The sequence below is a fragment of the Colwellia sp. BRX8-5 genome, assembly GCF_014077325.1.
Classification (GTDB): domain Bacteria; phylum Pseudomonadota; class Gammaproteobacteria; order Enterobacterales; family Alteromonadaceae; genus Colwellia_A.
The window spans coordinates 1-24,510 of record NZ_JACGVR010000027.1 but is presented as its reverse complement, the minus strand read 5'-3'; the positions used below and the strand labels follow the sequence as shown (position 1 = coordinate 24,510).

The window sequence follows — 24,510 nt, the reverse complement described above, 5'->3', positions numbered from 1 at the left end:
AAAACAGGCAGTAAGATCCTGTCATTTAAGTGGAGACCTTAGAAGCTCCCACCATTATATTTGCAAAAGTCAGCGATATTATTAGGGAAGCCGATTTGTATGCTGATTTATAGTAAGAGAAAGCCTTATTTGTACTTTTAGTGAATGTTAGCATGTGAAATAACAACGGCAGTAATGAGCTAAAACCGACTAGGCAGATTCATTAAATATCTTAATTAACAAATTTGCCATAAAGTTTATTTCGAATAGGTCGTTTAACGAGATAAATAGCCTCATTAGCCCTCATTTCTTTAATTAAACTAAAAGGAATGTAATCGGGTATTAGCTCAAAATAATTATTATTATTTAAATCATCATACTTAATGCTATTTACCACTGCATTCTGCCATTGATAGAAAACCCTTCCATAAACAATAGCCACATTACTGCCGCTAACACTTACCACTTTAGCTAATCTATATTTATGCTTAGGATTCAATTTATTATTAATCAACCTCATGTCTAAAAAGTAAATATCATTGACTTGAGGAGTTAAAATAAAAACGGATGCTTGTGTTTGCTCAGCGTTATGTAAAGCATATTTTTCATAGCCAAAATAGGCAATCACCACTAGAAAAGTCAATAACACGAGTTTATTTAAGGAGATTGATAACTTTGCTTTTACATTTTTTGATTCGAAGGTATGTGGCACTTTAATAAATCCTTTTAAAGTTAACTCTATTTGATAACACTGTTTAGGTTTAAAATTGAGTAATAAATCATAAATTCAATGATATATCCAATGCTCATCTCCAATATAACACCTCATCAAAAGTTAAAGATGGTTGAATAAAATAGTAAGTTAAATACAAGGTCAGCCACTCTTTAAATGTTGAGTAACTTAGGCGTTTACACTAGATAGCATCATATAAGTAACATAGGTAAATAGACATATTGGAACAACAACATATGCAAAAGCATCAGATTTACACCAACAGCCTTGAGCTATTTTTTCTTTTCTAAATAAGGATATTGAAGAGCCATAAAGAATAATCAAACCAACGGCAACTATCGACATCCAAGAAATATCATTACCCACTAAAAGCAATAATGGCGTTATTGCCGAAAGACACCACAATGAAGCTACAAAACTAGCGCTGTTGTATATAACAATTAGATACTTCATCACATCCAAAATTTTACTAATTCGTTAAAATTGTTAGTTAAAATAATTAGCCATTGGAAACAACCAACTTTTATTTATTCTACTTTAATCGTTTAATAGCTTTTTAAAACGGTAATTCCTCTCCCTTAAAATCATAAAATTTCCCAGTGGTATCAATAGATAAATTTAGAATCACTTTCATAATTCCAAGAGCCGAATCTTTAACATTTTCTCTTGCAGAAGAACCGCCCATATCTGTTTGAACCCAACCAGGATGAACAGCCACCACAGCGACATTGTCATTAACAAGTTCATTGGATAAATTCACGGCTAGCATGTTGGCTGCTGCCTTAGACATTCGGTAACCATACCAATCTACACTTCTTTCTCGTGTTAGGGATCCCATAACAGAAGAAATTATAGCTATTTTACATAGACGATTTTTCTTCATCAAAGACAAAAAACAATGAGTTAAATACAATGGGCCAAGCGAATTCACTTTAAAACTCATTTCAGCATTTGCATAATTAATGTCATGAATACTTTTATTTTCTTGATCTAAATAACCAGCATTATTTATGATTAAATCTATTTTGATACTTTCTTCACTGAGTTTATTTGCTAACCTCTCAATATTTTCTGGACAGGTGATATCCATTAATTCAATGAGTAATTTTTCAGAGAACTTATCCTTCAATGTTATTAAGTCAGCCGATGCCTTTTCATTTCTACAGGTAGCAATTACTGTCCACCCATTTATAAGATATTGTTTTGTTAATTCGAAACCAATGCCTCTATTAGCACCCGTTATTAATACAATTAAATCACTCATGTTGAACCTTTAAATATGACACCCCATTTAGAGGCAAAAATGGTTTACTAAAATGGTAGATATTTTCCAAATATGAGAGCGCAACAGAAAACTGTTTTTGGTCTCTCTTTAATAGCTTATAGTTTGATTAACAGCAAACTAAAATAACACAATTAAAAAACAAGCTAGAATAATTGCCAAATAAAAAAACTGCCTACCTGTACTCGAACGTTTTTCCGCTTGCTTTGAGTGTGTCATGTGAATATCACGAATAATTTGTCCCTTGTTTTTACCGACACAATGGGGGCAAATAGAATAAGATATTTTATATCTCAAACCACATTTATTGCACTGGGTCGTTGGCTCTCTACTGTAATCTATAATCATGGTTTTTTGTCATAAAGCATTTTATTAAGCTTGTAAAAATAGCTATTTATAATAACAGGAACAAGAGAAGCAAATGTTTTTTGGCCGTTTAAGTAACTGCATAGACGCTATTATAATTCAGGCTTAAAACCAGCTGCTTTAATTTCATTAATTAAAAATAACCCAATATCATCGATATTATGATCAACTTTTTTATATATAAAACCGCTTAAATCAGCAGGTATATCCACATCGCCTTTATGAAGAACACAGACATTTTTTCTCCCAAGCTTAGCGACCAAATAACCAAACTCAAAAATGACATTAGGTTTGGCTCTAATGACTTTTTTTCTCTCAGCATCTATAACACTAGATTGATCAATCGTATACGAAACTTCATCAGGGGTAAGTAATATGAATGCATAAGATACATCACTGTTGGCCTCGAGTTTTTCAATGAGACTTTGCTCAGCATCCACTTCTCTGTGCAAAAAAATTGGCTGAATTCCGATTTGTGTAAGAAATAGCGCTAATTCAATTTTTAAAGCATTGTCATGCCCATGAACAATAAGTACTTTATTATTACTTGGTACTAGGGAGTTAGTTACATTCGTTTTTTCGGTCGAACCTTTGGGTTTATTGGTTTTTTTTGGTGGCCCTGAAACTAATAATTCATTAAATATATCGCCTTCATCTATTAACGAAATTAATGCATTTAATGTTTTAATATAATTGTCTTTTGCAAACTCAAATTTGTCTTCACTATTACCTGTTACCTTTGAATTATTTGCAGCTTTAAAATAAACAAAAGGTTCTGAATTTGGCTTAACTGTTTGTTTCAAAATATTTTCTATATCATTTACCCATGTATCCCACGTAGGTAAAGGCTCCCCTAAAGTCAGATCAAGTGATTCATGCTTTTTACTACAGTTTTTCCAATTAAACGCTTCACTCATTTCTGCTAGTTTATTGATTTTATTTTTTAACAGCTCCACTACTCGGATCCTTGCACTGCATATAACGCCCGATTAACTGGCGCATAGTTATTGACTAAAGTAAGCACCGAAGAAGCAAATATCCAACGGTTATTTATTCTATTTAATAGCTTATGTTTCACCATACTCTGACTTTATTAAGCCAAAACATTTAAGGTCGTGAAACTGATTCTTCCAATATCCACTTTGACGGCGAATACCCTCTTCTTTAAAGCCTACGTTGAGTAAAAGAGACTCTGAGGCTAGATTCCCGGGAACCGTATCACCTTGAATGCGATTCAATGCTCCGCATGGTAACTCACCACAAAATGCTGATTTAACAATTCTATGCACAGCTTCTGTTGTGTAACCACTGCCCCAGAACTTAGGCAGTAAATCGTAACCTATAACAGCATTTTTCATTTTAGGACTCCAAGTATTAAACCCACAAGTCCCTATTAATTGATGTGTTTCTTTTAAGCGTATAGCCCAACGAATACCAGAGTTTTCTGTAAAGCGAGCATTAAAGAATTCTATTAAATTACTCGCTTGTGAATGTTTAGTAAATGCGTCCAGATCATAATATTTGACAACTGAATTGTCTGAGAATAAATCAAATAAGCTATTTGAATCTTCTGTAGTTAATTTATCTAACCTTAAACGATTAGTTTCTAATACTGGAAATAACAACCTAAATCCTCCATGAACTATAGTATCCTACTTGAGTCGGTTACTATTTTTACCACTCTCGCCATTCTTCTGTAACATCACCTTCAAATTCTACATTGGCTTTAGTTGTTACTTTTTGAATGAAATCACAAATATCTTCACGTTGGTCAGTTTCTATTAAACATTGACCACAGTCATCGTTTAATTCGTTCAAAGATAAAATTAAATATTTAATATGATTTTTAGTACTATCAACAGTTTGAATTTCTGATCCCATTGACGACATGAACTCTAAGAGTAATGTAATGCAATCAGTAACATTATCAGATGTGTAATCAGGTTGATTTTCTCCCTCAATAAAATCTAACATTCCATATTGAATACTTTTAAGTAAACTTTTCACATAAATCTCCGTAAAAAAATGCCCAATTAAGGGTAAAGTTTAGTTAGCTAAAATGTGAAGCTAAACGTAAGCTAGCCAAAGGTTAAAAGCCCAGCTTGAATACCTTTGCTATATAACAAATGCAACAATAATTGCCGTTACAGCTAATACACTGTACTCGGGCATCCCTGTTGGTAACTTAGACATAAGTACGAAGCAAACGAAAGCTAAGGCAAATAAAATGGCACTGCCAACAAAAACCCCCATAAATGTATGCCCCATAATTAAACCAACAATAGCTAAGGGAATACTAAACAATAATGCTGAAAAATAAGGTTCCTTTTTCATCAAGTATAATTTATATGAAAGAGCTAACATCAATAGTTTAATAATCAAAAAGAGCATATAAATACCTTGTAATATAACGCCCATTTAAGGGGGGAATAATGGTTAGTTAAAATAGCGACCAAGGAGCAAAAGCCAGCGGCTTTTTGTCCTTGTTTAATTTGTTGTTGCTTGCTAATCGGCATAGGTATGCAATATTTCGTTTACAGATGGCCGTTTATCGAAGCTGAAGTTACAAAGTTGAATATACCCAATATTATGACTAGGTGAAAGCCAAAAGTAACTCCCCATTGAGTCAATTGATAAACCTCTATGAGAATATATTGTCTCACCTTTAACCTTCCTAATGAACAGTCCATTATTATATGGTACTCCTCCAATTTTAGAAACGGTCTTTAAAGAAGATAATATTTGACTGATAAAATGACCTTTACTGTCGTCAGTATTCTGGAAATTGGAGAGTCCTCCAATGTTGGAAACAGGCTTCATCGGATGCAAGAATGTACTCCAAAATAATTTGTCATCAATAGGGGACATTAAATGACTTATCCATTTGGCAAAATCAGGGAGCGTTGATAAAATTCCGCCATCGCCCTGGGTAATTAGATTTGATGAATTACGTCGATATTTGTATGTAGGCGAATTTACAGCACTATACCCCGTAGCACTCCAAGGAATTTCAATAGTCTGTAAACTCACAAGTTCAGTTGAAGACATTCCAAGTGGTTTAAATAGTTGTTTTTTAGCTAAGTCACTAAAAGGTATTCCACTAGCTTTTTCAAGTATATCAGCCAAAAACAAATAACCCGTATTACTGTAACTTGAATTTTCGCCCGGTTTGAATGATGGTGCAGATAACGCCATCATAGTATCAAGAACGTGCATTAGAGTAACATCACGTGCAATCGGCTTCCCTACAACTAGATCTTCAAGTACATGGGGTATGGTAGATACCCTTTTTACAAGTTCCTCCCTAGTTTTTTCATCATTTAAATAGTCTGGCAGACCACTTTGGTGATTAATTAAATGATGTAACTTGATATTTTCAAACCAACGGGGGCCTTGGGGATAATATTTCTTCAATGAATCATTTAAAGATAGTTGGCCTTTCACCTCTAATTGTAACGCTAAAACAGCAGTAAAATGTTTAGTAATAGACCCCAAGTTAAAAACGGTTTTCTTATCTATTGGAACTTGATAGCGTAAGTTTGCCTGCCCAAAATAGCGCTCATAAACTAATTCACCTTTCTTCACCACACCAACAGCACAACCAGGAGTTTCAGAGTTTAACTCACTAAAATCATCACTAACGTTAGCATCTACGGTGAATGTAATCGTGTTTAAAATAATAAATATTAACAAAGGTATTTTCATTTAAAATCCATTTTATCAATGCCAAGTTTTATATTGTAAGCTAACGCAGCCTAAAGCGGACTGAAATAGGCGACGCGCAGAAGCAAGTAGCCAACGGTTAAAAGTCCTGCTTAAATGGCCTGTTATAAGCAAATGCCAGCTAACTTTAACTATTTCGTTAACGTGCACTCTTTTATTATATTGCCTTCAGGATCTATACAGGTAGCTACATCTGGCTTAACACACGAATTATAAGTCTCGGGGGAGATATTTCTATGGGCACCTTGCACGGTTACGTTAAACAAGCCAACAAAAATATCGCTAATAAAATTAGAGCTCCAAGAGCTTTCTTTATCGTGTTCACTATAAGTAGAACCAGAAGCAAAATTGCAACCAACCTCTTCAGCACCATGAGAAGAGCAACCAGAAATCCCCAAGACTAAAAGTAAAACTAACGTAAATTTAAATGCCATTGTTCATCCTTGTTTAATGGGGCGTTATATTTTTTGACACAGCTTAGTATCGACCTTTATTTCGGTGATCTGTTTATGATTAGTATCATAGTAATTATATGAAATGAAAATATTTAAATCTCTAAATGCTTGCATTTCTTTTGTTGAACAAACAAAGTTCGTCACCTTAGGTGTCATAGTTTCGACAAATTTTTTTAAATCTAAATTGTCTTTTTCATAATTTGGCAATTGATAGTTATATGTAAACGTTTCTTTTGCACCAATAGTAGCTATTAAAACTGTTTCTGAATCTACATTCATTGGTAGATTCTTATTTATTTCGCTAGCTGTACTCATGAGAAATTTAGTTTTATCTTCACCTGCATCACCACTAAATAAACCACTTACTGCCCAATTTCCAATTATTGCCCCACCGATTGCACCAGCAATGGTTAAAACATTCGTCCATGTAATTTTTTTCATTAATACTCCAAACTTGGTAATAATAAAACAGCTTATTAGACGAGCAAAAACCTCCTTCTCTCCAGATAATTAACCGTCTATGATTATAATGAAAACATAAAATACTCATAACCTTCAATTGCATCAAGCCTTTATTAACATTATTTTAACTAAACTTTAAATGATGACTGTTTTATCACGCGTTCTCTGTTGAAAGTGTACAAAGTTACTAGCTTAAAAATTATTTTCTTACTTAGTCTAATTGTCGAAATATTATCAAGGCTGATGCCTGTTCATTTACATAGGGTAATTAACGATCTGTTTTCCAATTAATAAAGGCGATGTGATTTTTAGCTGTTGATGAATGGAGCAGCAGCAAAGTTATTTGACTAAACCTATGGTACTAAGGTGCCAATTAAAAAGTTAACTGTTTGCATTAATATATAGCATAAGAATAATGCTGAAGATTTTAGAGCAACGGGTTAAATAGCCTTTTCGAGATGGCCAAACTTACTCTTTTACTATTATCTGATGCCCTTTAATAAACCGCCCTATCGCAAGTATTTTCCCAATAATGATCAACGGCGCAGGGGCTCACACGTCTAATTACTTTTTTATTGACGAAAACGGTAAGAAACTAATAACACAATTAAATAGGAAAATAATTATGCTAAAAGGTAAAACAGCTTTGATCACAGGTTCAACCAGTGGTATTGGTTTAGCGGCTGCACATGTCTTAGCTGAGCAAGGCATTAATTTGGTACTACACGGTTTAATGGCTGACGAAGAAGGCCAAGCCTTAGCCGATGAATTTGCGAAAAAATATAATATCAAGACACTTTTTGATAGTGCAAATTTAATGTTAGCCCAAGATATTTCAGTGTTTATGACTAAGGCTACTCAAGTCATGGGCTCTATCGATATACTGGTCAATAATGCAGGTATTCAACATACCGAAAGTATTGATACTTTCCCTGAAAATAAGTGGGATGCGATAATTGCCATCAATTTGACCGCGGCATTTCACACCATTCAAAAGTCACTTCCGGGTATGAAAGCAAAGGGTTGGGGCCGCATTATTAATATCGCTTCTGTTCATGGACTCGTGGCCTCGCTAAATAAATCCGCTTATGTTGCAGCAAAGCATGGCATTGTTGGCTTAACGAAGGCCGTTGCGCTTGAGTGTGCCGAGCATGGCATTACCGTTAATTCTATTTGCCCAGGTTGGGTGGATACCCCATTAATTAATAATCAAATTAATGATATAGCACAACAGAAAAGTGTTAGCTTCGAACAAGCAAAATATGCCTTAGTAACGGCTAAGCAACCCTTACCTGAAATGATGGACCCTCGCCAAATTGGTGAATTTATTTTATTCTTATGCAGTAATAGTGCGCGTAGTATAACCGGTTCGGCACTTCCCATGGATGGTGCTTGGACCGCCCAATAAATAACAGGATAATATATGACGATAGCTAACAACGAAAAAACAGCAGGTGAAAAAATTCGCCGTCAAGTTATGGGCGATGAATTTGTTGACCGCGCACTTAATAATGCCGATGATTTTAGTCAGCCTATGCAAGACTACATCAACGATCATGGCTGGGGAGCAACCTGGCAGCGAACTGAATTAGATCTTAAAACCCGTAGTTTAGTGACTATCGCTATGCTGGCAGCACTAAGAGCTCCTCAAGAACTTAAAGGGCATATTCGTGGTGCATTAAATAATGGCGCGACTAAAGAGGAAATAAGAGAAGTATTACTGCACAGCGCTGTGTATTGTGGCGCGCCAGCTGCACAAGAGGCTTTTAGAGCCGCTAAAGAAGTTTTATAAATCGTCTATAAATATCGCTTTAAAATTGTAAAGGCTAGACAAAAAATTTGCCTAGCCTGCTTACTTATTTAGTTAAAAATCATCATAAAAACGCGACAAAACTCTAAAAACTTCGAATTTCTACGGTATTACTATTGAAGTTAAATTTGTTGATTTTTCCGCATTCAGCAAAATGATTACTCGATGCATAAGGTGTGTTAGCTTGGTTTATGTCACCTTCCCAACCTTGACCATTTTTAACATAGGCTTTTACTTCAAACTTGTTATTAACCGCTTTACTACAATCCATATCAACATCTAACATCCAGTAATGTTGACCCCAAATATTTAACGGCTCTTCACCATAACCATCATTAGCAACGGTACGCTTTGTTCCCCAACCTGCAGGCCAAGCATTGGTGGTCCAATCAAGCGGAGTTCCTTCAGCGGTGCTACTTTGAGCGGCCTCACTGCCATACCAATCTAAGTAGCTTTCGTTGGTTTTCCATGGTGTTGTCGTTGCACTTTTTAAATTGTTATGGCGAATAGTCATTGCACACTCAAAATTAGTGGTTTGACAATTTCTACCAAGATTATTATTGGCGTAGTTATGATCAATACCGCCGCGAATAAACATATCTTGACCACTTTGCGTTTGTGCTTGAATAAATATCACCGTACGTTTCAATGTTGCTGGGCCTGTCACTTCACCATTAATTTTTGCGCCTTGATGAATGGCAAATGCATCCCAAACACCCACATTGGCATTAATACTTCCACCGTTGTTTACTGTAATCGTTTCACCGCTACACGATTTAGCATCAGCAGATAATTGCCCTTTTAAAACGTTACAATAAGTACCTGCACTCATTTGTGTATTTAGCGTAGACGTTAAATTAACATCTTCTTTATTAATTGCGACAAAACCCGAACTACCTCGACCAAAAGCAATTTGGTTATTGCCATTATCCCACCAGTTTGTGGTGCTCCAATTATCTCCAGTATTATTTCTAAAGTCGACACCACCAGCAATATATGACCATCGATGCTCACACTTCCAACTACTGCCAAAGCATTCTAGATCACCATTGTTATGGACCGGAACACTTGGAGCACCCGCATCAGTATCACCCTGAAAATCATAGCTCGACATAACTTTTGGGTAACCATACGGATAAGCCAACATAAATACATTCGCTAAGTCGTATAAACGGCCATCTTCAAAAGTAATCACATTACCACCGCCACCATGGCCACGTTGATTATCATGGTTATCGACAAAAACCACCGCAGAACTACTCGGTAAAAATCCCCAAGCTTCACCAAAACTACTCAGTGATGCTAGGCTGCCATTTTTGAAGGTGTTACCTAGCTGTGTGGTATATTTAAATTCAGTTACTAAACCTGTGCTTTGGTATTCACTGGAGGTGATGGGTTCACCGCCTTGATCAATCACCTCCTGAAATACCAAAGGCGAGCCATTAACTTTCGACAATACTCCTTGAATATCGCCTAATGACATGTGCTTAGAGGCGTCAAATCGAAAACCTGTAACACCAATATCTTGCAAGTCGTTTAAATAATCCGCGAGCGTTTCTTGTACATAAGCGGCACCAGTATTGAGGTCAGCTAAGCCCACTAGCTCACAGTTTTGTACTTGCCAACGATTGTTATAATCGGTAATGGCACAAGTATCATGAAAGTCTTGTGGCCCGTAATTAGGGAAGCTTTTGTTACCATAATTACTCCCTGCAGTCCCCGTACCATTGCCAGACGCCATATGATTTAAAACTGCATCAACATATATTTCTACGCCAACGGCCTTACAACGATTCACCATATCGACAAACTGGGCACGGTTACCGCTTCGACTCTCTATTTTATAGCTTACCGGTTGATATCGAGTCCACCATTGTCCCCCTTGAATATGCTCATTAGGTGGTGACACCTGAACTGCGGCATAACCTTTAGGGCCTAAATAATCTTCACATTCTTGGGCAACATCTTGCCAGCTCCATTCAAAGAGATGAACAAAAGTAGTCGGTTCAGCAGCAGCTTGAGCCTGACAAACAATGCCTAATGCCAGACCTGTTGTTAATAACGATTTTATTACTTTAGTTTTCATTTTTATTGTTATTCCTAATGTAAAATTAATGTTTATATTTGCTTATTAAATAGCCAAGACAGGTTGCGTTAAATTTAAACAAAGCGCTATATCAAAGAAGATGAATACGTATTCAACCATTTTTTGTAGGTGTTTTACCGAACAAGAAACTATATTGAAATTATGATGACCTAGATGAATATGAAACGTGTTAACAACGTCGGTAACGGGATCACTGACATTATGATAAAGAGATCTTGCTCTCTGGTAACAAGACCTTGCGATAATTAATGCTTTTGCCACAGAAATCTGTGGCAAGCTTAGCTATTTATTAATAAAGTTAGCGATCAGCTGAAAAGTTTGCTGACACTCTTCTGCAACCAATGCATCAAGTAACATATAGGCATGCGTTAACCCATCAAACTGATGATGATGCACCGCTACCCCAACCGCTTTTAACGCTTTAGCATAAGCTAAACCTTCATCTCTTAACGGGTCGCATCCGGCGGTAATAACTAAGGTTTCGGGTAAAGTCTTGCTTATTTCACCATACAAAGGTGATGCAGCTTTACTGTTATCACTCGCTTTAAAATACTGATTAAAGTACCAAGTTATTTTATCTTGCTCAAGTAAAAAACCTGAACCATTCTCGGTAAAAGAAGGCTGCTGGCCGGTGTAATCAACACTTGGGTAAATTAAAATCTGCTTATCGATTCTTAAGCGTTTATCTTGCTGGCTTTGCATAGCAAGCGTAGTACAAATAGCGCCGCCAGCACTATCACCGATAATATAAAGTGCATTAGAAAAGTTGAGCCCAGCTAAACAGGCTTGGTAATTAATTAACACCTCTCGACAATCATCGATACCTGCTGGATAAGGATGCTCCGGTGCTAAACGGTATTCGACACTGATAACAATACAATGACTTTGTGCGGCAATTTTACGACAAATGGGATCGTATAATTCAACACTGCCACACATATGACCACCGCCATGATAATGAATAACTACGGGTAATGCTTCCTCTGGCGCTGGGCTATAAACTCGCACGGCAATAGCGCGTTCTTCTGCTTGCACTGCACGGTCTTGCACAAAACTGAGTGCTGGCCCCTCGCCTATCAAAGGCGCCAATTTATCTAAATTTGAGCGAACCAGTGCAGGAGAAAATTGCACACCTTGTTTTTTTGACTCGGCTAAAGCTTCATTTGCCTGCGCTAAAAAGGGCGCTAATTTTTCTGAAATTACACCTCGCATAATTCATCTTCCTTGTTTTTTTGTTGACCCGTTTCAGTTAAGAAAAAACTACCTATAAAGAAAGTACCACTGACCAAGGTGGTTAAAGCAAATGCCCATGTATAGTCACCTTGGTGAATATCAACTAACTTGCCAAACAACCATAAAACCAAGGTACCCACCATATAACTTATCGAATAGAACAAACTAAAAACAACGGTTATTTTTTGGCTGGTCATTTTTGACAACTCATGAGGTATTGCCACTAATGCCGTTATTGGAAAGAATATAGAAAAACCTAACACCATAGCACTAAGTGTTTGTACTACTTCTGACGGGCTAAAAGATAAGGTAAACACAGTGATCACAATCAGTAAACCTGACCAACGGATCACAGGCACCCGTAAAGGGAATTTTTTACTGTAAATAATACCGGCTAACGTTCCTATAATTCCAAAACCTATCAATAACGCACTTTGACTGATACCCGCTTTAGGATAGAAAGTGAACAAACATAAATAAAAGGCAAGAATACCTGAATAGGTTAACGCATAGACCCAAGAAAATTTATCTTTTAAGCCATCTGTGTACGAATAATGCGTGTTAATTTCACTAGTATCTTTGGCCTTGCTATGAGGTTTTGCTTCGTCAACAAATAACCAAGCAATACTTAATGCCAAACTTGCTAATGAAAAAATAATCAAGGTATTTTGCCAGCTACCGGTTAACGAATTAAAGTTACTCATTTGCCATAAAATAATGCCTGTGCCCAAATTAAAAGCAACGGCATTGATCCCGTTTATCGTGGCACGCTCTTCTGGAGGGAACCAAGACATAACGATGGGGTTAAAATATACAATCATAAACGCTCCGCCCAATCCCATTAAAAACCGGCTCACTAATAGCAATTCATAATTGGGCGCAAAAGGTGTTAATAGCCCCACTGAAATTAAAATACCTGATGCAAAAAAAGCATACTTACCCCCTAGTTTTAGGGCTAACCAAGCAGCGGCAAAGGTCCCTACAATTTTAGCTAAGGTAACCGCACCACTAATAAAGCTGGCTGAAGCTAAACTATTAATATTCATTGCCGCCATGATTTGATTCATGCTTGCGGTGCCGCCAACCCATGCCATTGCAAATAAGGTGTAACTAATAAAAACAATGGCTTCTACTAAATACTTGTTACTTATCTTAAGAGTTCTCATATAGATTAATTTCTAATATAGTAATGTCAAAATTCAGCTTAACTAAATAAATTATCTATTGATGTACTACCTTCGTGCACTGTGCTGAAATTTAAGCCATGTTATGATGTCTGCCGCCATTTTATTTGCAGACGTAAAGTTGATATGGGATCGGTACTTAGTAAAGTGTTGCTATTTATAAGGTGTTTTCAGTGTTAATTTGGCTTTCTCTTAATACCTGGTTGGTGTCTTTTCTTGCCATAGGTTATTTATTACTGTTGTTTGTTGTTGCCTACTGGGGACAAAAGCAAACCACTAAGCAGTGGCATTCTCGCCCTTGGGTTTACAGTTTAGCTTTAGGGGTAAGCTGCACCTCTTGGGCTTTTTATGGCACGGTTGGGCAAGCAGCAACAACCGGCGCTTGGCTTGCTCCCATCTATATTGGCTCAATTTTATGCTTTGTTTTGGCTTGGCCGATGTTGCTGCGAATATTACGTATTACCAAGCAACAAAACCTAACCTCTATTGCTGACTTTATTGCTTGTCGCTATGACAGATCGCCAAAAATAGCAGCGACAGTAACCTTAGTCGCCCTTCTGGGCACCATTCCCTATATCGCACTGCAATTAAGAGCTATCAGCAAAAGTTTTGATTTACTCACCGGCACTTACCGCTCAGGAATAAGCACGACCTTTGTTGTGACCTTAGTATTAATTATTTTCAGTATATTATTTGGTGCTCGCCAAGTGGCCGCCAATAAACAAAATCAAGGCTTAGTTCTAGCCATAGCTTTTAGTTCGTTAGTTAAATTATTTGCCTTAACCGCGATAGGCATTTTTGCGACATTCTTTGTTTTTGATGGTATTGGCGATTTAATCAGCCAAGCCGAAACGTCAACTAATTATCAACCGGTAAAAAACACTTATTTTGCAGTATCACAAGCGATACTTGGCGTAATTACTATTTTTATTTTGCCACAGCAATATCACATGTTGATGATAGAGAATCATCAGCAAAAAGAATTGAAAATGGCACGTTGGCTCTACCCCGTTTATTTAATTGCCATTAATTTATTTATCTTACCTATTGCCTTAGCTGGCCAAAGTTTATTTCCGGGTGGTGGTGTTGATGCCGATACGTATGTTATTACTATCCCACTCTTTTTTCAGCAAGCATGGCTTGGTGGCCTCGCTTTTATTGGTGGTTTAGCCGCAGCAACCAGCATGGTCATAGTCGCCACAATAGTACTCAGCACTATGGTAACAACAGAAATCGTTAACCCCTTGCTACTGCACTACAACAGTTATATTAATACCCAGAAAAAACAACTGTCAGGGCTGTTATTAAATATTCGCCGCATAGCAATTGCTTTACTGCTGCTATTGGCTTTTGGCTTTGAGCGGATCGTTAATCAACAAAATCACCTTGCCACCATTGGCCTATTATCATTCGTACTTCTATCACAATTAGCCCCTTTAGTTGTTGGCGCATTATATTGGCGAAGAGCAACCAGTAACGCCGCTTTTATTGGCTTAATTGTCGGCAGTCTTTGCTGGTTTTATACCTTATTGCTACCCAGTTTATTGCCGAACGCTCCGTGGATAACTACAGGATTATTTGGTATAAGCAGCTTACGGCCTTATGCACTTTTTGGTGTCGACTTTCTCGATAATATTAGTCACGGTTTATTATTTAGTTTATTAGCCAATACTTGCTGTTTTATTGGTTTTTCATTATTTGGTCAGCGCAGTGTTGGCGAAAGATTACAAGCAGAGCTCTTTATCAGTAAAAAGCAGGGGGCGATTCAACAAAACTTATCAAGTAAAGACCTTTATCACTTATTGCAACGCTTCGTTAATGATACAAGCGCCGATGATTTTCATCATAATCATGCAAAACAACTTAGTAATACCGCCGCGAGTCAAAAGCTGGTCGAGTATACCCGCTTGCAGTTATCAAGCGTATTAGGCTCAGCCTCAACGCGCATGGTAATGAAAGCCGCAAGTAAACAACAAGCCTTACCTTTGGAATATGTCGTTAATATTGTTGATGAAGCCAGCAAGTTGTTTCAATTTAATCGCGAATTATTACAAGCCGGTGTAGAAAATATAGAACAAGGTATAAGTGTTGTTGACGCCGACATGCGCTTAGTTGCTTGGAATAAACGCTATATAGAATTACTAGATTACCCAAGCAGTTTAGTTTGTGTCGGTAAACCAATCTCCGAGCTTATTCAATACAATGCCGATCGCGGAGTCATTATTGCTGATAAAGGTAACTCTACAAAAAATAGTGCCGAGCATACCGATGATTTTATAACACGCAGAATTGACTATATGCGTAAAGGGAACAGTCATTATTTTCAGCGAGAAATGCCAAGCGGTATTGTCTTAGAAATTAGAGGCCAAGCGATGCCTGGCGGTGGTTTTGTTAGTACTTTCTCAGATATAACCGCACATATAGAAGCTGAAAAAGCTTTACAAAGGGCGAACGAGACCCTTGAACAAAGAGTGATTGAACGAACCCGTGAACTAAACCATGCAAAGGCAGAAGCCGAAACAGCTAATAAAAGTAAAACTAAGTTTTTAGCGGCTGCCAGCCATGATTTAATGCAACCTTTCAATGCTTTATCTTTATTTACCAGTATGCTTAATAAAAAAGTAACCGGTACTCATTTAGAAGAATTAGCCAGCAACATTCGTCATTCACTAAATGCTGCAGAAAGTTTACTCTCAGATCTCGTTGAAATATCTCGCTTAGATGGTAAGTCGCAACACATTGCGATCACCTCTTTTTATGTTGACGAATTATTAGCCCCCTTGAGTAAAGAGTTTTTCTTACTGACAGAGCAAGCTAATCTAACGTTTAGCTATGTAAAATCTAACTGTATTATTGAAACCGACCAAAGATTGTTACGCCGTGTGGTGCAAAACTTTCTCTCCAATGCTATTAACTATTGCCCACAAACCGACCGCCAAGGCAAAGTATTACTTGGCGTTAGGCGACAACAAGACAAGATCGTTATTGAAGTTTGGGATAATGGACCGGGTATTGCGAAAAACAAACAGCAAACTATCTTCAAAGAGTTTGAGCGCTTAAATGAAACTCAAGACCAACCGGGTTTGGGGCTAGGTTTAGCCATATCAGATCGTATAGCTAAACTTTTAGGGTTAACCATTTCAGTAAAATCTACGGTTGGTAGAGGTTCATGCTTTAGCATTACTCTGCCTCGTAGTAAGTTATTACCGGTCAGAGCCTCGGTTGTTAATACTCAAAATAGCATTAGCGCCTCTGCTGAATTTAATCAGTTACCTATTTTACTTATTGATAATGAGCCCTTAATGCTAAAAGCGATGCAATCGCAACTCGCTGAATGGGGGTGTCATGTTATTGCCGTGAGAAATGAAAAACACTTAGCAGAAGTACTAGTTGATAAAGAGTTCAAACCCAAATTAATTATTTCAGACTACCACTTAGATGATGACAAAAATGGCGTTGATTTAGTTCAAAAAACGCTTACTAACCATAAGTGGCAAGCTCCTTGTATTATCTGCTCTGCAGACCCCTCTGAACAAGTGCGAGAGCATACCAGCGGTGCCGATTTCTCGTTTATGCGTAAACCAATTAAAGCGTTAGCGTTAAAAAAATTGATACGACAGTTATTATCGCTTTAGTCATACTAGCAGTGACAGCAAAGTTAGTGGCGCTGCTATTATTTTAAATATCTTGTAAAGACTTTAACAATAATAAAACTACGAATAAAAACGTCAAGTATTTCTATCTTTACTGGCTTCAAAATCTCTTTGAAAAACAACTCAAAAATCTGATAAAAGTGTCCGCCACAACAGACACTTTAATTAAGCGAGAATTATTTAATTTATTCCACATAATCCTTCTACTACTAAAGAGTCACTTCTTTTGCTACCAATATTCGTTAATGTTGCTGAGTTCAAATTTCAAACAGTTTGGATACAAAAATGGAGAGTACCCCTCAGGACAAGTCAAAAATAAATGACAATAAATAATAGGCTTTTTATGAAACAGGTCCTAATTACACTTTTTTACATACATTTTAACAACCGTGACGTCCCTCACTCGAACTTATCTAACCGCTTTATGACTAGTGTTTTAGTTGGTAATACGACCGATAGTTCGCCGTAAAGGTCAACATTGGCGGCTAATAAAATACCTAGATACAACACTTGCAGTTACTTCCTAATGTTTACTTTATCTTTTGATAAAACTAACCAATAGACCAAGTAGAAAATATTGAAATAACACTCAAATAATAATAAAACAAAGAGAGATTCATTATGAAAAGAAAAATAAATATCCAATTAAAGGCAATATTAACCGTTGCTGGCTTGTTACTCGCCAGTGCAACCGTGCAAGCCAGTTGTCTCGATAACGTGGTACTGGTGCATGGCAATACTGGCACGCCGTCAGATTGGGATAATACCTACGACGCTTTACTCGCGAAAGGCTACAGCAGCAGTCAAATATACCGCCCAGCATGGGGTGGTAGTAATGCCGCTTATAATAATCACAGCGGCTCAGAAGAAACACCTGTTCGAAATGCTATCAATTCAGCGCTTAGTGCGTCATGCACAGGAAAAATTGATGTAATTGGCCACTCTATGGGGGTTACTTTAGCAGCACAACAAATTATTAAACTCAATAAAAGTAGCCAAGTGGATGCCTTTGTCGGCGTTGCAGGTGCTTATCGCGGTTTATGGACTTGTGGCGCATATCCATGGAATGTTTGGATCCCTACCTGTGCCAGTAATGGCTTATCGGTATCAAGTCCATTTCTTGATTGGCTAGGTAATAAAGTCATTGCTAATCGTGTTTATTCTATTAAAAGTTGGGATGATCAAATAGTTTGCGGTAGCGGAACATGTACGGTAAGCGGAGTTCATTCGAGTCAAATACCTAATGAACTAGCCAGCTATACTTATTCACTTGACCATTTTGGTTTACAAACCAATACAGCCAGTAAACAAGTAAGCTTAGTGACAGCACAATAACTCCTTATGAGTTATACAAACCAATACGGCCAGTAAACAAGTAAGCTTAGTGACAGCACAATAACTCCGTATGGGTTATACAAACCAATACGACCAGTAAACAAGTAAGCTTAGTGACAGCACAATAACTCCGTATGAGTTATACAAACCAATACGGCCAGTAAACAAGTAAGCTTAGTGACAGCACAATAACTCCGTATGAGTTATACAAACCAATACGGCCAGTAAACAAGTAAGCTTAGTGACAGCACAATAACTCCGTATAGGTTATACAAACCAATACGGCCAGTAAACAAGTAAGCTTAGTGACAGCACAATAACTCCGTATGGGTTATACAAACCAATACGGCCAGTAAACAAGTAAGCTTAGTAACAGCACAATAACTCCGTATGGGTTATACAGAAAAGGATGGCTAAACAGCCATCCTTTTTTATCTTTATAGTTTTGTTTAGGTGCCTTTACAGACCATTGCGCCCTGCTCGCCCGATAACATAGCTAAGCACGATAAACTACTGCCTTATTGTCTTCTAGCGGTTCTAACAACATTGACAATAATCACTTAGCTTGATTAATTTTCACTCTTTTCTAGTCAAAAACATATGACTAAAACTGCATTTCAGGAACATCATCAGGAATGACTAATTCACCTGCGGTTAGTTTAACAATCTCTGCAACACTCACCCCTGGGGCACGTTCGAGTAGATGAAAACGACCGTCTTTAATCTCAATAAAAGCCAAGTCGGTTAACACTTTTTTTATACAGCCTTTACCGGTTAACGGCAGTGTACAATTTGCCAGTAATTTAGAATCACCATGTTTTGACGCATGGGTCATGGTTACTATGATATTGTCTGCGCCAGCGACCAAGTCCATTGCACCGCCCATACCTTTAATTAGCTTACCGGGAATCATATACGAAGCAATATTACCGTTAACATCGACTTCAAAAGCGCCCAGCACCGTTAAATCAACATGACCGCCACGGATCATGGCAAACGACTGTGCAGAATCAAATATTGATGCACCGGTCGCCATAGTCACAGTTTGTTTACCGGCATTAATTAAGTCGGCATCGACTTCAGCTTCACTGGGAAATTGTCCCATACCTAATAAGCCATTTTCAGATTGCAACATTACTTCTATCCCCTCAGGGACATAGTTAGCTACTAAGGTAGGAATACCAATACCAAGATTAACATAGAAGCCATCTTGTAATTCTTGCGCGACACGCTGAGCGATTTGATTTCGGTCTAAAGCCATGATTATTCTCCTGTTGTCGTGCGAATAGTGCGTTGTTCAATACGTTTTTCAAAAGTGCCTTGTATAACACGATTAACATAAATGCCCGGTGTATGAATTTCATCTGGGTCTAGCTCACCTGGCTCAACAATTTCTTCAACTTCTACCACAGTAATTTTTCCTGCGGTCGCGGCTAATGGATTAAAGTTACGTGCTGTTTTTCTGTAAACTAAATTACCAAACTTATCAGCCTTCCAGGCTTTAATAATGGCAAAATCACCGGTAATAGCTTCTTCAAGAATATAATCTCGTCCATTAAATTGACGTTGTTCTTTACCTGCTGCCACTAAAGTGCCAACACCGGTTGCGGTATAAAAAGCGGGGATACCAGCACCACCTGCGCGCATTTTTTCGGCTAAAGTACCTTGTGGTGTTAATTCCACATCTAATTCTCCCGACATCATTTGTCGTTCAAATTCAGCATTTTCTCCAACATAAGAAGCAATAATTTTTTTAATTTGCCGCTTAGGTAACAACAGGCCTAAACCAAAATCATCAACACCACAGTTATTAGAAACTAGCGTTAACCCTTTAATGCCTTGGCGCTCGATTTCTTTGATTAAATTCTCAGGAATACCACATAAACCAAAGCCGCCAGCGACCACCGTCATATTATCGGTTAACCCTGCCATTGCTTCTTCATAGGTATTCACTACTTTATTAAATCCTGCCATTATTTTTATCCAGTTATTAAGGAAGTTGACTTAACACCAGCATTATACAATTGCATAAATATGTAAAATTAATTAATATTAACTATTGATAAATAAAACTTATAACTGGATATTTTAGGATAATTGCATGAATATTACTCTCAAGCAACTACGCACTTTTATCACTATTGCCCAATCTAAAAGCTTTGCCGAAGCCAGTGAAATTTTACATTTATCACAGCCAGCATTAAGTATTAGTATCAAAAATTTAGAAGAGACCGTTGGCGGTAAGTTACTGGCGCGTTCAACAAGAACCTTATCATTAACGCCTGAAGGGCAAATTTTCTTACCAACAGCAAAACGTTTGTTAGCAGACTTTGATGATGCTTTTATTGAGCTTGCTGAGCTGTTTTCTCTCAAACGTGGAAATTTATCTTTAGCCGCAATGCCATCATTTGCGAGTACCCACTTGCCGCAACATTTACTGGCTTTTACAACCCAATATCAAGAAATTAAAGTAAGAGTGCATGATGTTATCGCCGAAGAAGCTGTTGCTATGGTGCAAAATGCTAAGGTAGAGTTTGCGATTACCTTTGATCCTGGTGAATTTGATGATTTACATTTTGAAACACTGTTTAGTGATGAATTACTGGCGGTATTCCCAGATAACCATGACCTAGAACAAGCTGAAGAGTTAACCTGGCAGCAACTCAGCCATTATCCTTTTATTGCCTTGCAACGACCTTCGAGTATTCGCTTACTTATGGAGGAGACATTAGCCGAACAGGCTTTATTTTTAAAGGTAAAGTATGAAAGTAATCAGTTGGCTACTGTCGTTCAAATGGTCGCTAATAAATTAGGCGTCAGTGCAATACCGTCTTTGTACAAACAACAAATACAAGCGCTTAACATTCAGCATCGCCCATTAGCTTCACCAACCATTAGTCGTCGTGTAGGAATTGTTACTCGAAAACGTTATCCGTTATCCCAGTCAGCACAGTTTTTTGTTAAATTATTACGCCAGCACTATCACTGATCACGCAAAGCCTGGGTAAATTATCAAAGAATAAAACATAATTAACCGCTGTATTATTTAACATTATAGACTTTCATTTTCTTGTGGCGCTAACATCAATTGCTGATAAGCTAAACCCGCTTGAGTGCGGTTATAAACGCCCAGTTGCAGCAAGATTGCTGAAACATGCTTCTTTACCGTATTTTCTTTAATATCTAAAATACCGGCAATTTGCTTGTTTAATTGCCCATCGGCAACATAAGACAAGACCTTGTATTGCTGCGGAGTTAATTTTGCTAATTGCTGAGCCAATAACTTATTTGCAGTAACTTGTTCACTGTCTAATGAAATATCAAAGTTATCAGGTAACCAAGTTCCGCCAGCGAGTACACAATTTATCGCTTGTGCTATGACCGATAAATCAACAGACTTGGGAATAAAGGCCGCCGCACCAAAATTAATCGCTTTTTGCATAATATTAGGTGTTTCATCAGAAGACACCATAATAACAATAAGGTCTGGGTGATTGTTTTGTAGCTGAGTAAGTCCCGTAAAACCATTATTACCTGGCATATGTAAATCAAGAAAAATTATTTCTAAGCCTGGTGATTGTTCTATTTGCTGCAATAAATCACTAAAACTAGACGCTTCAATAATGCTACAGGCAGGCATACATTCGACCACAGCTTGTTTTAACGCCGTACGAAACAACGGATGATCATCAGCAATTACTACTTGCGCTGTACTCATGCTTTATCCTCTATCGGTATATCAAAATGTCATTTAATTAATAACAGTTTAAGGGATGTTTTTCTACTACGCACACTTTTAATTTTCAACTAAAGTAGTGACTTAACCAAAATTATATCAACAAAAAAGAGCGAGTAATAACTCGCCCTTTTACAGTTAAAATAACAAACTACACCTAGAAACTATAACCAACACTAAAGGCAACAGTTGATGGATCACCATAATAACCAATTAACGTAGTATCGCCACCTAAACCGGGTGCGTAGCTACCATCATTATTTTGCTCGCCCAGAAAAGCATAATTACCCACTAAATACTCTTCATCGGTGATGTTTTTCCAATGTAACGAAGCGGTCCAATCACCATCATTGCTATACCAATTAACGCCAACGTTTAATAAACCGTAACCGTCTTGTGTTAATAAGTTATCTGTTGGTGTTAAGTCATAGTCGCTGCGATAATAGTAATTACCATTAACAACAAAATCCCCCATAGTACTTTCGATATTGTAAGCAAAGCCTATATTAGCAGTAGTGTCTGGCGTATTGGTAATAGTGAAAGTATCACTAATATCAATAGACTTACCTTCACCATCAAAAGAATTTACTTTTTTAAACGATGCATCAATTAGACCTAAAGTTGCAAATAAATTTAAGTTGTCGGTAACAGAATATTGAACTTCTAGTTCTAAGCCAGAAGCCGTTGATTGCCCAATGTTACCTAAACGTTGACTTAATTCACTACCATCACCACCTTCTACCGGTAATACCGTTACAAATTGGCGGTCGGTATGGTCAAGGTAAAATACTGTCGCATTAATTCTTAAATTGTCATTCCATTCACTTTTTACACCCATTTCATATGAATCAACCACTTCTGGGTCTACTGCTGGCTCAGGGCCACTGGCTCTAGGGTTAAACGTTCCTGATTTAAAGCCTTGTGAATAGCTAGCAAAAAACATCATGTCTGTGGTGTATTGATATTCAACACCAACTCGAGGCGTAAAGCGAGACCAGCTTTCGCTGTCATTAAGCACTTCAGGGAAAGTAATATCACTTCGAACATAACCTGGTACCCAATCACTTTCTGGATAAATAGTTTCATATGCTAAGCCATTATTAACGTTTGCCACTTTTTCTTCATCGGTATAACGAGCACCTAAGGTCATAGAAAGCTTATCGGTAATATTGTACGAGCCTTGTGCATAAACCGCATAACTTTCGCTATTATTACAACCAGCAACTTCACGAGTGAGCCCTGGTAAGCTAAGCGATTTGCCTAAATGCTCTAGAATCGCATCAAAGGTCCCACAAGACTCACCGTCAAAGTAATAAAGACCAGAAACAAAAGTTAGGTTGTCTGAATCATAATTTACTTGAAACTCTTGCGTAAATTGTTCGTCATCATAAATAGCGGGTACATCAAAAATGCGCTCTGGTGTATTATCAAAATCAATATTGGTCTTAGAATAATTTTCTCGACTCGCTGTAATTGACTTAATTGACCAGGTATCATTAACATAATATTCTGCTGTTAGACTATAGCCTTCTGACTCAACACTGTTCCAGGTAGGCATACTGGTATAAGAATCGTAGACGCTGTCTGGTACAGGTGCGTCAGTAACAATGCTTGGTAAAAGTCTGTAACCTCCCTTCGCATTTGAGTCATCAATTGTTTTATCGTAATTAAAACGAAAGAAAAGATCATCTGTCGGTGTGAATTCAACGGTAAGACGACCAGCAAAAACATCTTTATTGTAGTTCTCTAAATCTTGATCAGGTAATTCAGACTGTAAAAATTCACCGTAGCCGTCACGAGTTAAATTGGCTAAAGCAAAACCCACATAAAGTTTATCTTCGATAACAGGAATTTTTCCCGCTAGTTTATAATCTTGGCGACCATAATTACCGAAGGTTGCTTTGAGGTCGACTTCAACGTCACCTGACATTTTTTTAGTGACGTACTTAATAGCACCGCCTATAGTATTTTTACCATATAAGCTTCCTTGTGGGCCACGTAATACTTCAATACGTTCTACATCAAGAATATCAAGAACCGCGCCTTGTGGACGAGCAATATATACATCGTCAACATAAATACCTACGCCAGGTTCATAACCCCATAATGGATCGTCTTGACCCACACCGCGAATGAATGCGGTTAAGGTTGAGTTAGTGCCACGGCTGCTTTGCAACGTTGTATTTGGCGAAAATTGTTGAACTTCTGTCATGGCACTAATACCATTTTGTGCGAGTTGTTCTGCTCCTACCGATGTAACAGCTACAGGTACATTTTGTAAACTTTCAACTTTTTTACGCGCAGTAACCTCAATACGTTCAAGACCTGAGTCTTTTGCTGCAGCCGATGTGTCTTCTGCTGCTGCAAAAGTTATATTACTGGTTAATGCTGCGGCAATAGCCAAAGCGAGGTAACTTCTATTTTTGTTGTACTGTTTCATGGAGGAAGCCTT

The 24,510-nt window shown here is 37.5% G+C and carries 22 protein-coding genes; 5 read left to right on the top strand and 17 right to left on the bottom strand.

Features of this window, described 5'->3' with window-relative positions; translation table 11 throughout:
* Positions 1-211 precede the first annotated feature (211 nt).
* The 10 genes from H4J62_RS15285 to H4J62_RS15240 form a co-directional block, all read right to left on the bottom strand.
* On the bottom strand, positions 212-691 hold the full coding sequence (locus H4J62_RS15285) for a hypothetical protein (RefSeq protein WP_182217811.1): 480 nt from the start codon (positions 689-691) through the stop codon (positions 212-214).
* Positions 692-880: 189 nt separating this feature from the next.
* The gene (locus H4J62_RS15280; RefSeq protein ID WP_182217809.1) at positions 881-1,165 is read right to left on the bottom strand and encodes a hypothetical protein; all 285 of its coding nucleotides are present in this window, start codon (positions 1,163-1,165) and stop codon (positions 881-883) included.
* Positions 1,166-1,268: 103 nt separating this feature from the next.
* Positions 1,269-1,976, bottom strand: coding sequence for an SDR family oxidoreductase (locus H4J62_RS15275; protein ID WP_182217807.1), 708 nt, complete (start codon positions 1,974-1,976; stop codon positions 1,269-1,271).
* 476 nt (positions 1,977-2,452) lie between these two features.
* Positions 2,453-3,316, bottom strand: coding sequence for a TIR domain-containing protein (locus H4J62_RS15270; protein WP_182217806.1), 864 nt, complete (start codon positions 3,314-3,316; stop codon positions 2,453-2,455).
* Between the two features lie 111 nt (positions 3,317-3,427).
* Positions 3,428-3,985 (bottom strand): GNAT family N-acetyltransferase, encoded by a 558-nt coding sequence (locus tag H4J62_RS15265; protein WP_182217804.1) that lies wholly within the window; start codon positions 3,983-3,985, stop codon positions 3,428-3,430.
* 49 nt (positions 3,986-4,034) lie between these two features.
* Complete coding sequence (locus H4J62_RS15260) at positions 4,035-4,367, bottom strand: hypothetical protein (RefSeq protein WP_070374205.1); 333 nt, start codon at positions 4,365-4,367, stop codon at positions 4,035-4,037.
* A 108-nt stretch (positions 4,368-4,475) separates the two neighbouring features.
* Entirely contained in the window at positions 4,476-4,751 is a 276-nt protein-coding gene (locus H4J62_RS15255; protein ID WP_070374206.1) for a hypothetical protein, read from the bottom strand.
* A 114-nt stretch (positions 4,752-4,865) separates the two neighbouring features.
* A complete protein-coding gene (locus tag H4J62_RS15250) occupies positions 4,866-6,065 on the bottom strand; it encodes a serine hydrolase (RefSeq protein ID WP_182217803.1) in 1,200 nt (399 codons plus the stop codon).
* 149 nt (positions 6,066-6,214) lie between these two features.
* Positions 6,215-6,517: a hypothetical protein gene (locus H4J62_RS15245; protein ID WP_182217801.1), complete on the bottom strand. Its 303-nt coding sequence runs from the start codon at positions 6,515-6,517 to the stop codon at positions 6,215-6,217.
* A 24-nt stretch (positions 6,518-6,541) separates the two neighbouring features.
* Positions 6,542-6,979 (bottom strand): hypothetical protein, encoded by a 438-nt coding sequence (locus H4J62_RS15240; RefSeq protein WP_182217800.1) that lies wholly within the window; start codon positions 6,977-6,979, stop codon positions 6,542-6,544.
* Between the two features lie 646 nt (positions 6,980-7,625).
* Between H4J62_RS15240 and H4J62_RS15235 the strand changes: the two genes are divergently transcribed.
* On the top strand, positions 7,626-8,408 hold the full coding sequence (locus H4J62_RS15235; RefSeq protein WP_182217798.1) for a 3-hydroxybutyrate dehydrogenase: 783 nt from the start codon (positions 7,626-7,628) through the stop codon (positions 8,406-8,408).
* Between the two features lie 15 nt (positions 8,409-8,423).
* On the top strand, positions 8,424-8,792 hold the full coding sequence (locus tag H4J62_RS15230; protein ID WP_182217796.1) for a carboxymuconolactone decarboxylase family protein: 369 nt from the start codon (positions 8,424-8,426) through the stop codon (positions 8,790-8,792).
* A gap of 103 nt (positions 8,793-8,895) precedes the next feature.
* Here H4J62_RS15230 and H4J62_RS15225 read toward each other — a convergent pair whose 3' ends face one another.
* The 3 genes from H4J62_RS15225 to H4J62_RS15215 form a co-directional block, all read right to left on the bottom strand.
* Complete coding sequence (locus H4J62_RS15225) at positions 8,896-10,896, bottom strand: alpha-amylase family protein (RefSeq protein ID WP_182217794.1); 2,001 nt, start codon at positions 10,894-10,896, stop codon at positions 8,896-8,898.
* A 303-nt stretch (positions 10,897-11,199) separates the two neighbouring features.
* On the bottom strand, positions 11,200-12,129 hold the full coding sequence (locus tag H4J62_RS15220; protein ID WP_182217792.1) for an alpha/beta hydrolase: 930 nt from the start codon (positions 12,127-12,129) through the stop codon (positions 11,200-11,202).
* Entirely contained in the window at positions 12,117-13,316 is a 1,200-nt protein-coding gene (locus tag H4J62_RS15215; RefSeq protein ID WP_182217790.1) for a CynX/NimT family MFS transporter, read from the bottom strand. The genes H4J62_RS15220 and H4J62_RS15215 overlap by 13 nt, the downstream gene beginning before the upstream one ends.
* Before the next feature lie 191 nt (positions 13,317-13,507).
* Between H4J62_RS15215 and H4J62_RS15210 the strand changes: the two genes are divergently transcribed.
* Together H4J62_RS15210 and H4J62_RS15205 are read left to right on the top strand one after the other, a co-directional pair.
* Positions 13,508-16,969, top strand: a complete 3,462-nt coding sequence (locus H4J62_RS15210; RefSeq protein ID WP_182217788.1) for a PAS domain-containing hybrid sensor histidine kinase/response regulator — start codon at positions 13,508-13,510, stop codon at positions 16,967-16,969.
* A 639-nt stretch (positions 16,970-17,608) separates the two neighbouring features.
* Entirely contained in the window at positions 17,609-18,322 is a 714-nt protein-coding gene (locus H4J62_RS15205) for an alpha/beta fold hydrolase (RefSeq protein ID WP_182217787.1), read from the top strand.
* 604 nt (positions 18,323-18,926) lie between these two features.
* Here the strand turns inward: H4J62_RS15205 and H4J62_RS15200 are convergent.
* Both H4J62_RS15200 and H4J62_RS15195 read right to left on the bottom strand, forming a co-directional pair.
* Complete coding sequence (locus H4J62_RS15200) at positions 18,927-19,583, bottom strand: 3-oxoacid CoA-transferase subunit B (protein ID WP_182217785.1); 657 nt, start codon at positions 19,581-19,583, stop codon at positions 18,927-18,929.
* Between the two features lie 2 nt (positions 19,584-19,585).
* Entirely contained in the window at positions 19,586-20,296 is a 711-nt protein-coding gene (locus H4J62_RS15195) for a CoA transferase subunit A (protein ID WP_182217783.1), read from the bottom strand.
* A 127-nt stretch (positions 20,297-20,423) separates the two neighbouring features.
* On the opposite strand from H4J62_RS15195, the gene H4J62_RS15190 reads away from it, so the two are divergent.
* On the top strand, positions 20,424-21,311 hold the full coding sequence (locus tag H4J62_RS15190; protein WP_182217781.1) for a LysR family transcriptional regulator: 888 nt from the start codon (positions 20,424-20,426) through the stop codon (positions 21,309-21,311).
* 63 nt (positions 21,312-21,374) lie between these two features.
* On the opposite strand, the gene H4J62_RS15185 is transcribed toward H4J62_RS15190, so the two are convergent.
* Both H4J62_RS15185 and H4J62_RS15180 read right to left on the bottom strand, forming a co-directional pair.
* Complete coding sequence (locus H4J62_RS15185) at positions 21,375-22,040, bottom strand: response regulator transcription factor (protein ID WP_182217780.1); 666 nt, start codon at positions 22,038-22,040, stop codon at positions 21,375-21,377.
* A gap of 175 nt (positions 22,041-22,215) precedes the next feature.
* A complete protein-coding gene (locus tag H4J62_RS15180) occupies positions 22,216-24,498 on the bottom strand; it encodes a TonB-dependent receptor (RefSeq protein ID WP_182217778.1) in 2,283 nt (760 codons plus the stop codon).
* Positions 24,499-24,510 lie beyond the last annotated feature (12 nt).

Bases quoted from the DNA above. Each gene is read 5' to 3' on its own strand.
- H4J62_RS15205 (WP_182217787.1), top strand. From the start codon at position 17,609: ATGAAAAGAAAAATAAATATCCAATTAAAGGCAATATTAACCGTTGCT.
- H4J62_RS15185 (WP_182217780.1), bottom strand. From the start codon at position 22,040: ATGAGTACAGCGCAAGTAGTAATTGCTGATGATCATCCGTTGTTTCGT.
- H4J62_RS15250 (WP_182217803.1), bottom strand. From the start codon at position 6,065: ATGAAAATACCTTTGTTAATATTTATTATTTTAAACACGATTACATTC.
- H4J62_RS15190 (WP_182217781.1), top strand. From the start codon at position 20,424: ATGAATATTACTCTCAAGCAACTACGCACTTTTATCACTATTGCCCAA.
- H4J62_RS15195 (WP_182217783.1), bottom strand. From the start codon at position 20,296: ATGGCAGGATTTAATAAAGTAGTGAATACCTATGAAGAAGCAATGGCA.
- H4J62_RS15255 (WP_070374206.1), bottom strand. From the start codon at position 4,751: ATGCTCTTTTTGATTATTAAACTATTGATGTTAGCTCTTTCATATAAA.
- H4J62_RS15215 (WP_182217790.1), bottom strand. From the start codon at position 13,316: ATGAGAACTCTTAAGATAAGTAACAAGTATTTAGTAGAAGCCATTGTT.
- H4J62_RS15200 (WP_182217785.1), bottom strand. From the start codon at position 19,583: ATGGCTTTAGACCGAAATCAAATCGCTCAGCGTGTCGCGCAAGAATTA.
- H4J62_RS15180 (WP_182217778.1), bottom strand. From the start codon at position 24,498: ATGAAACAGTACAACAAAAATAGAAGTTACCTCGCTTTGGCTATTGCC.
- H4J62_RS15275 (WP_182217807.1), bottom strand. From the start codon at position 1,976: ATGAGTGATTTAATTGTATTAATAACGGGTGCTAATAGAGGCATTGGT.
- H4J62_RS15225 (WP_182217794.1), bottom strand. From the start codon at position 10,896: ATGAAAACTAAAGTAATAAAATCGTTATTAACAACAGGTCTGGCATTA.
- H4J62_RS15240 (WP_182217800.1), bottom strand. From the start codon at position 6,979: ATGAAAAAAATTACATGGACGAATGTTTTAACCATTGCTGGTGCAATC.
- H4J62_RS15220 (WP_182217792.1), bottom strand. From the start codon at position 12,129: ATGCGAGGTGTAATTTCAGAAAAATTAGCGCCCTTTTTAGCGCAGGCA.
- H4J62_RS15280 (WP_182217809.1), bottom strand. From the start codon at position 1,165: ATGAAGTATCTAATTGTTATATACAACAGCGCTAGTTTTGTAGCTTCA.
- H4J62_RS15230 (WP_182217796.1), top strand. From the start codon at position 8,424: ATGACGATAGCTAACAACGAAAAAACAGCAGGTGAAAAAATTCGCCGT.
- H4J62_RS15245 (WP_182217801.1), bottom strand. From the start codon at position 6,517: ATGGCATTTAAATTTACGTTAGTTTTACTTTTAGTCTTGGGGATTTCT.
- H4J62_RS15235 (WP_182217798.1), top strand. From the start codon at position 7,626: ATGCTAAAAGGTAAAACAGCTTTGATCACAGGTTCAACCAGTGGTATT.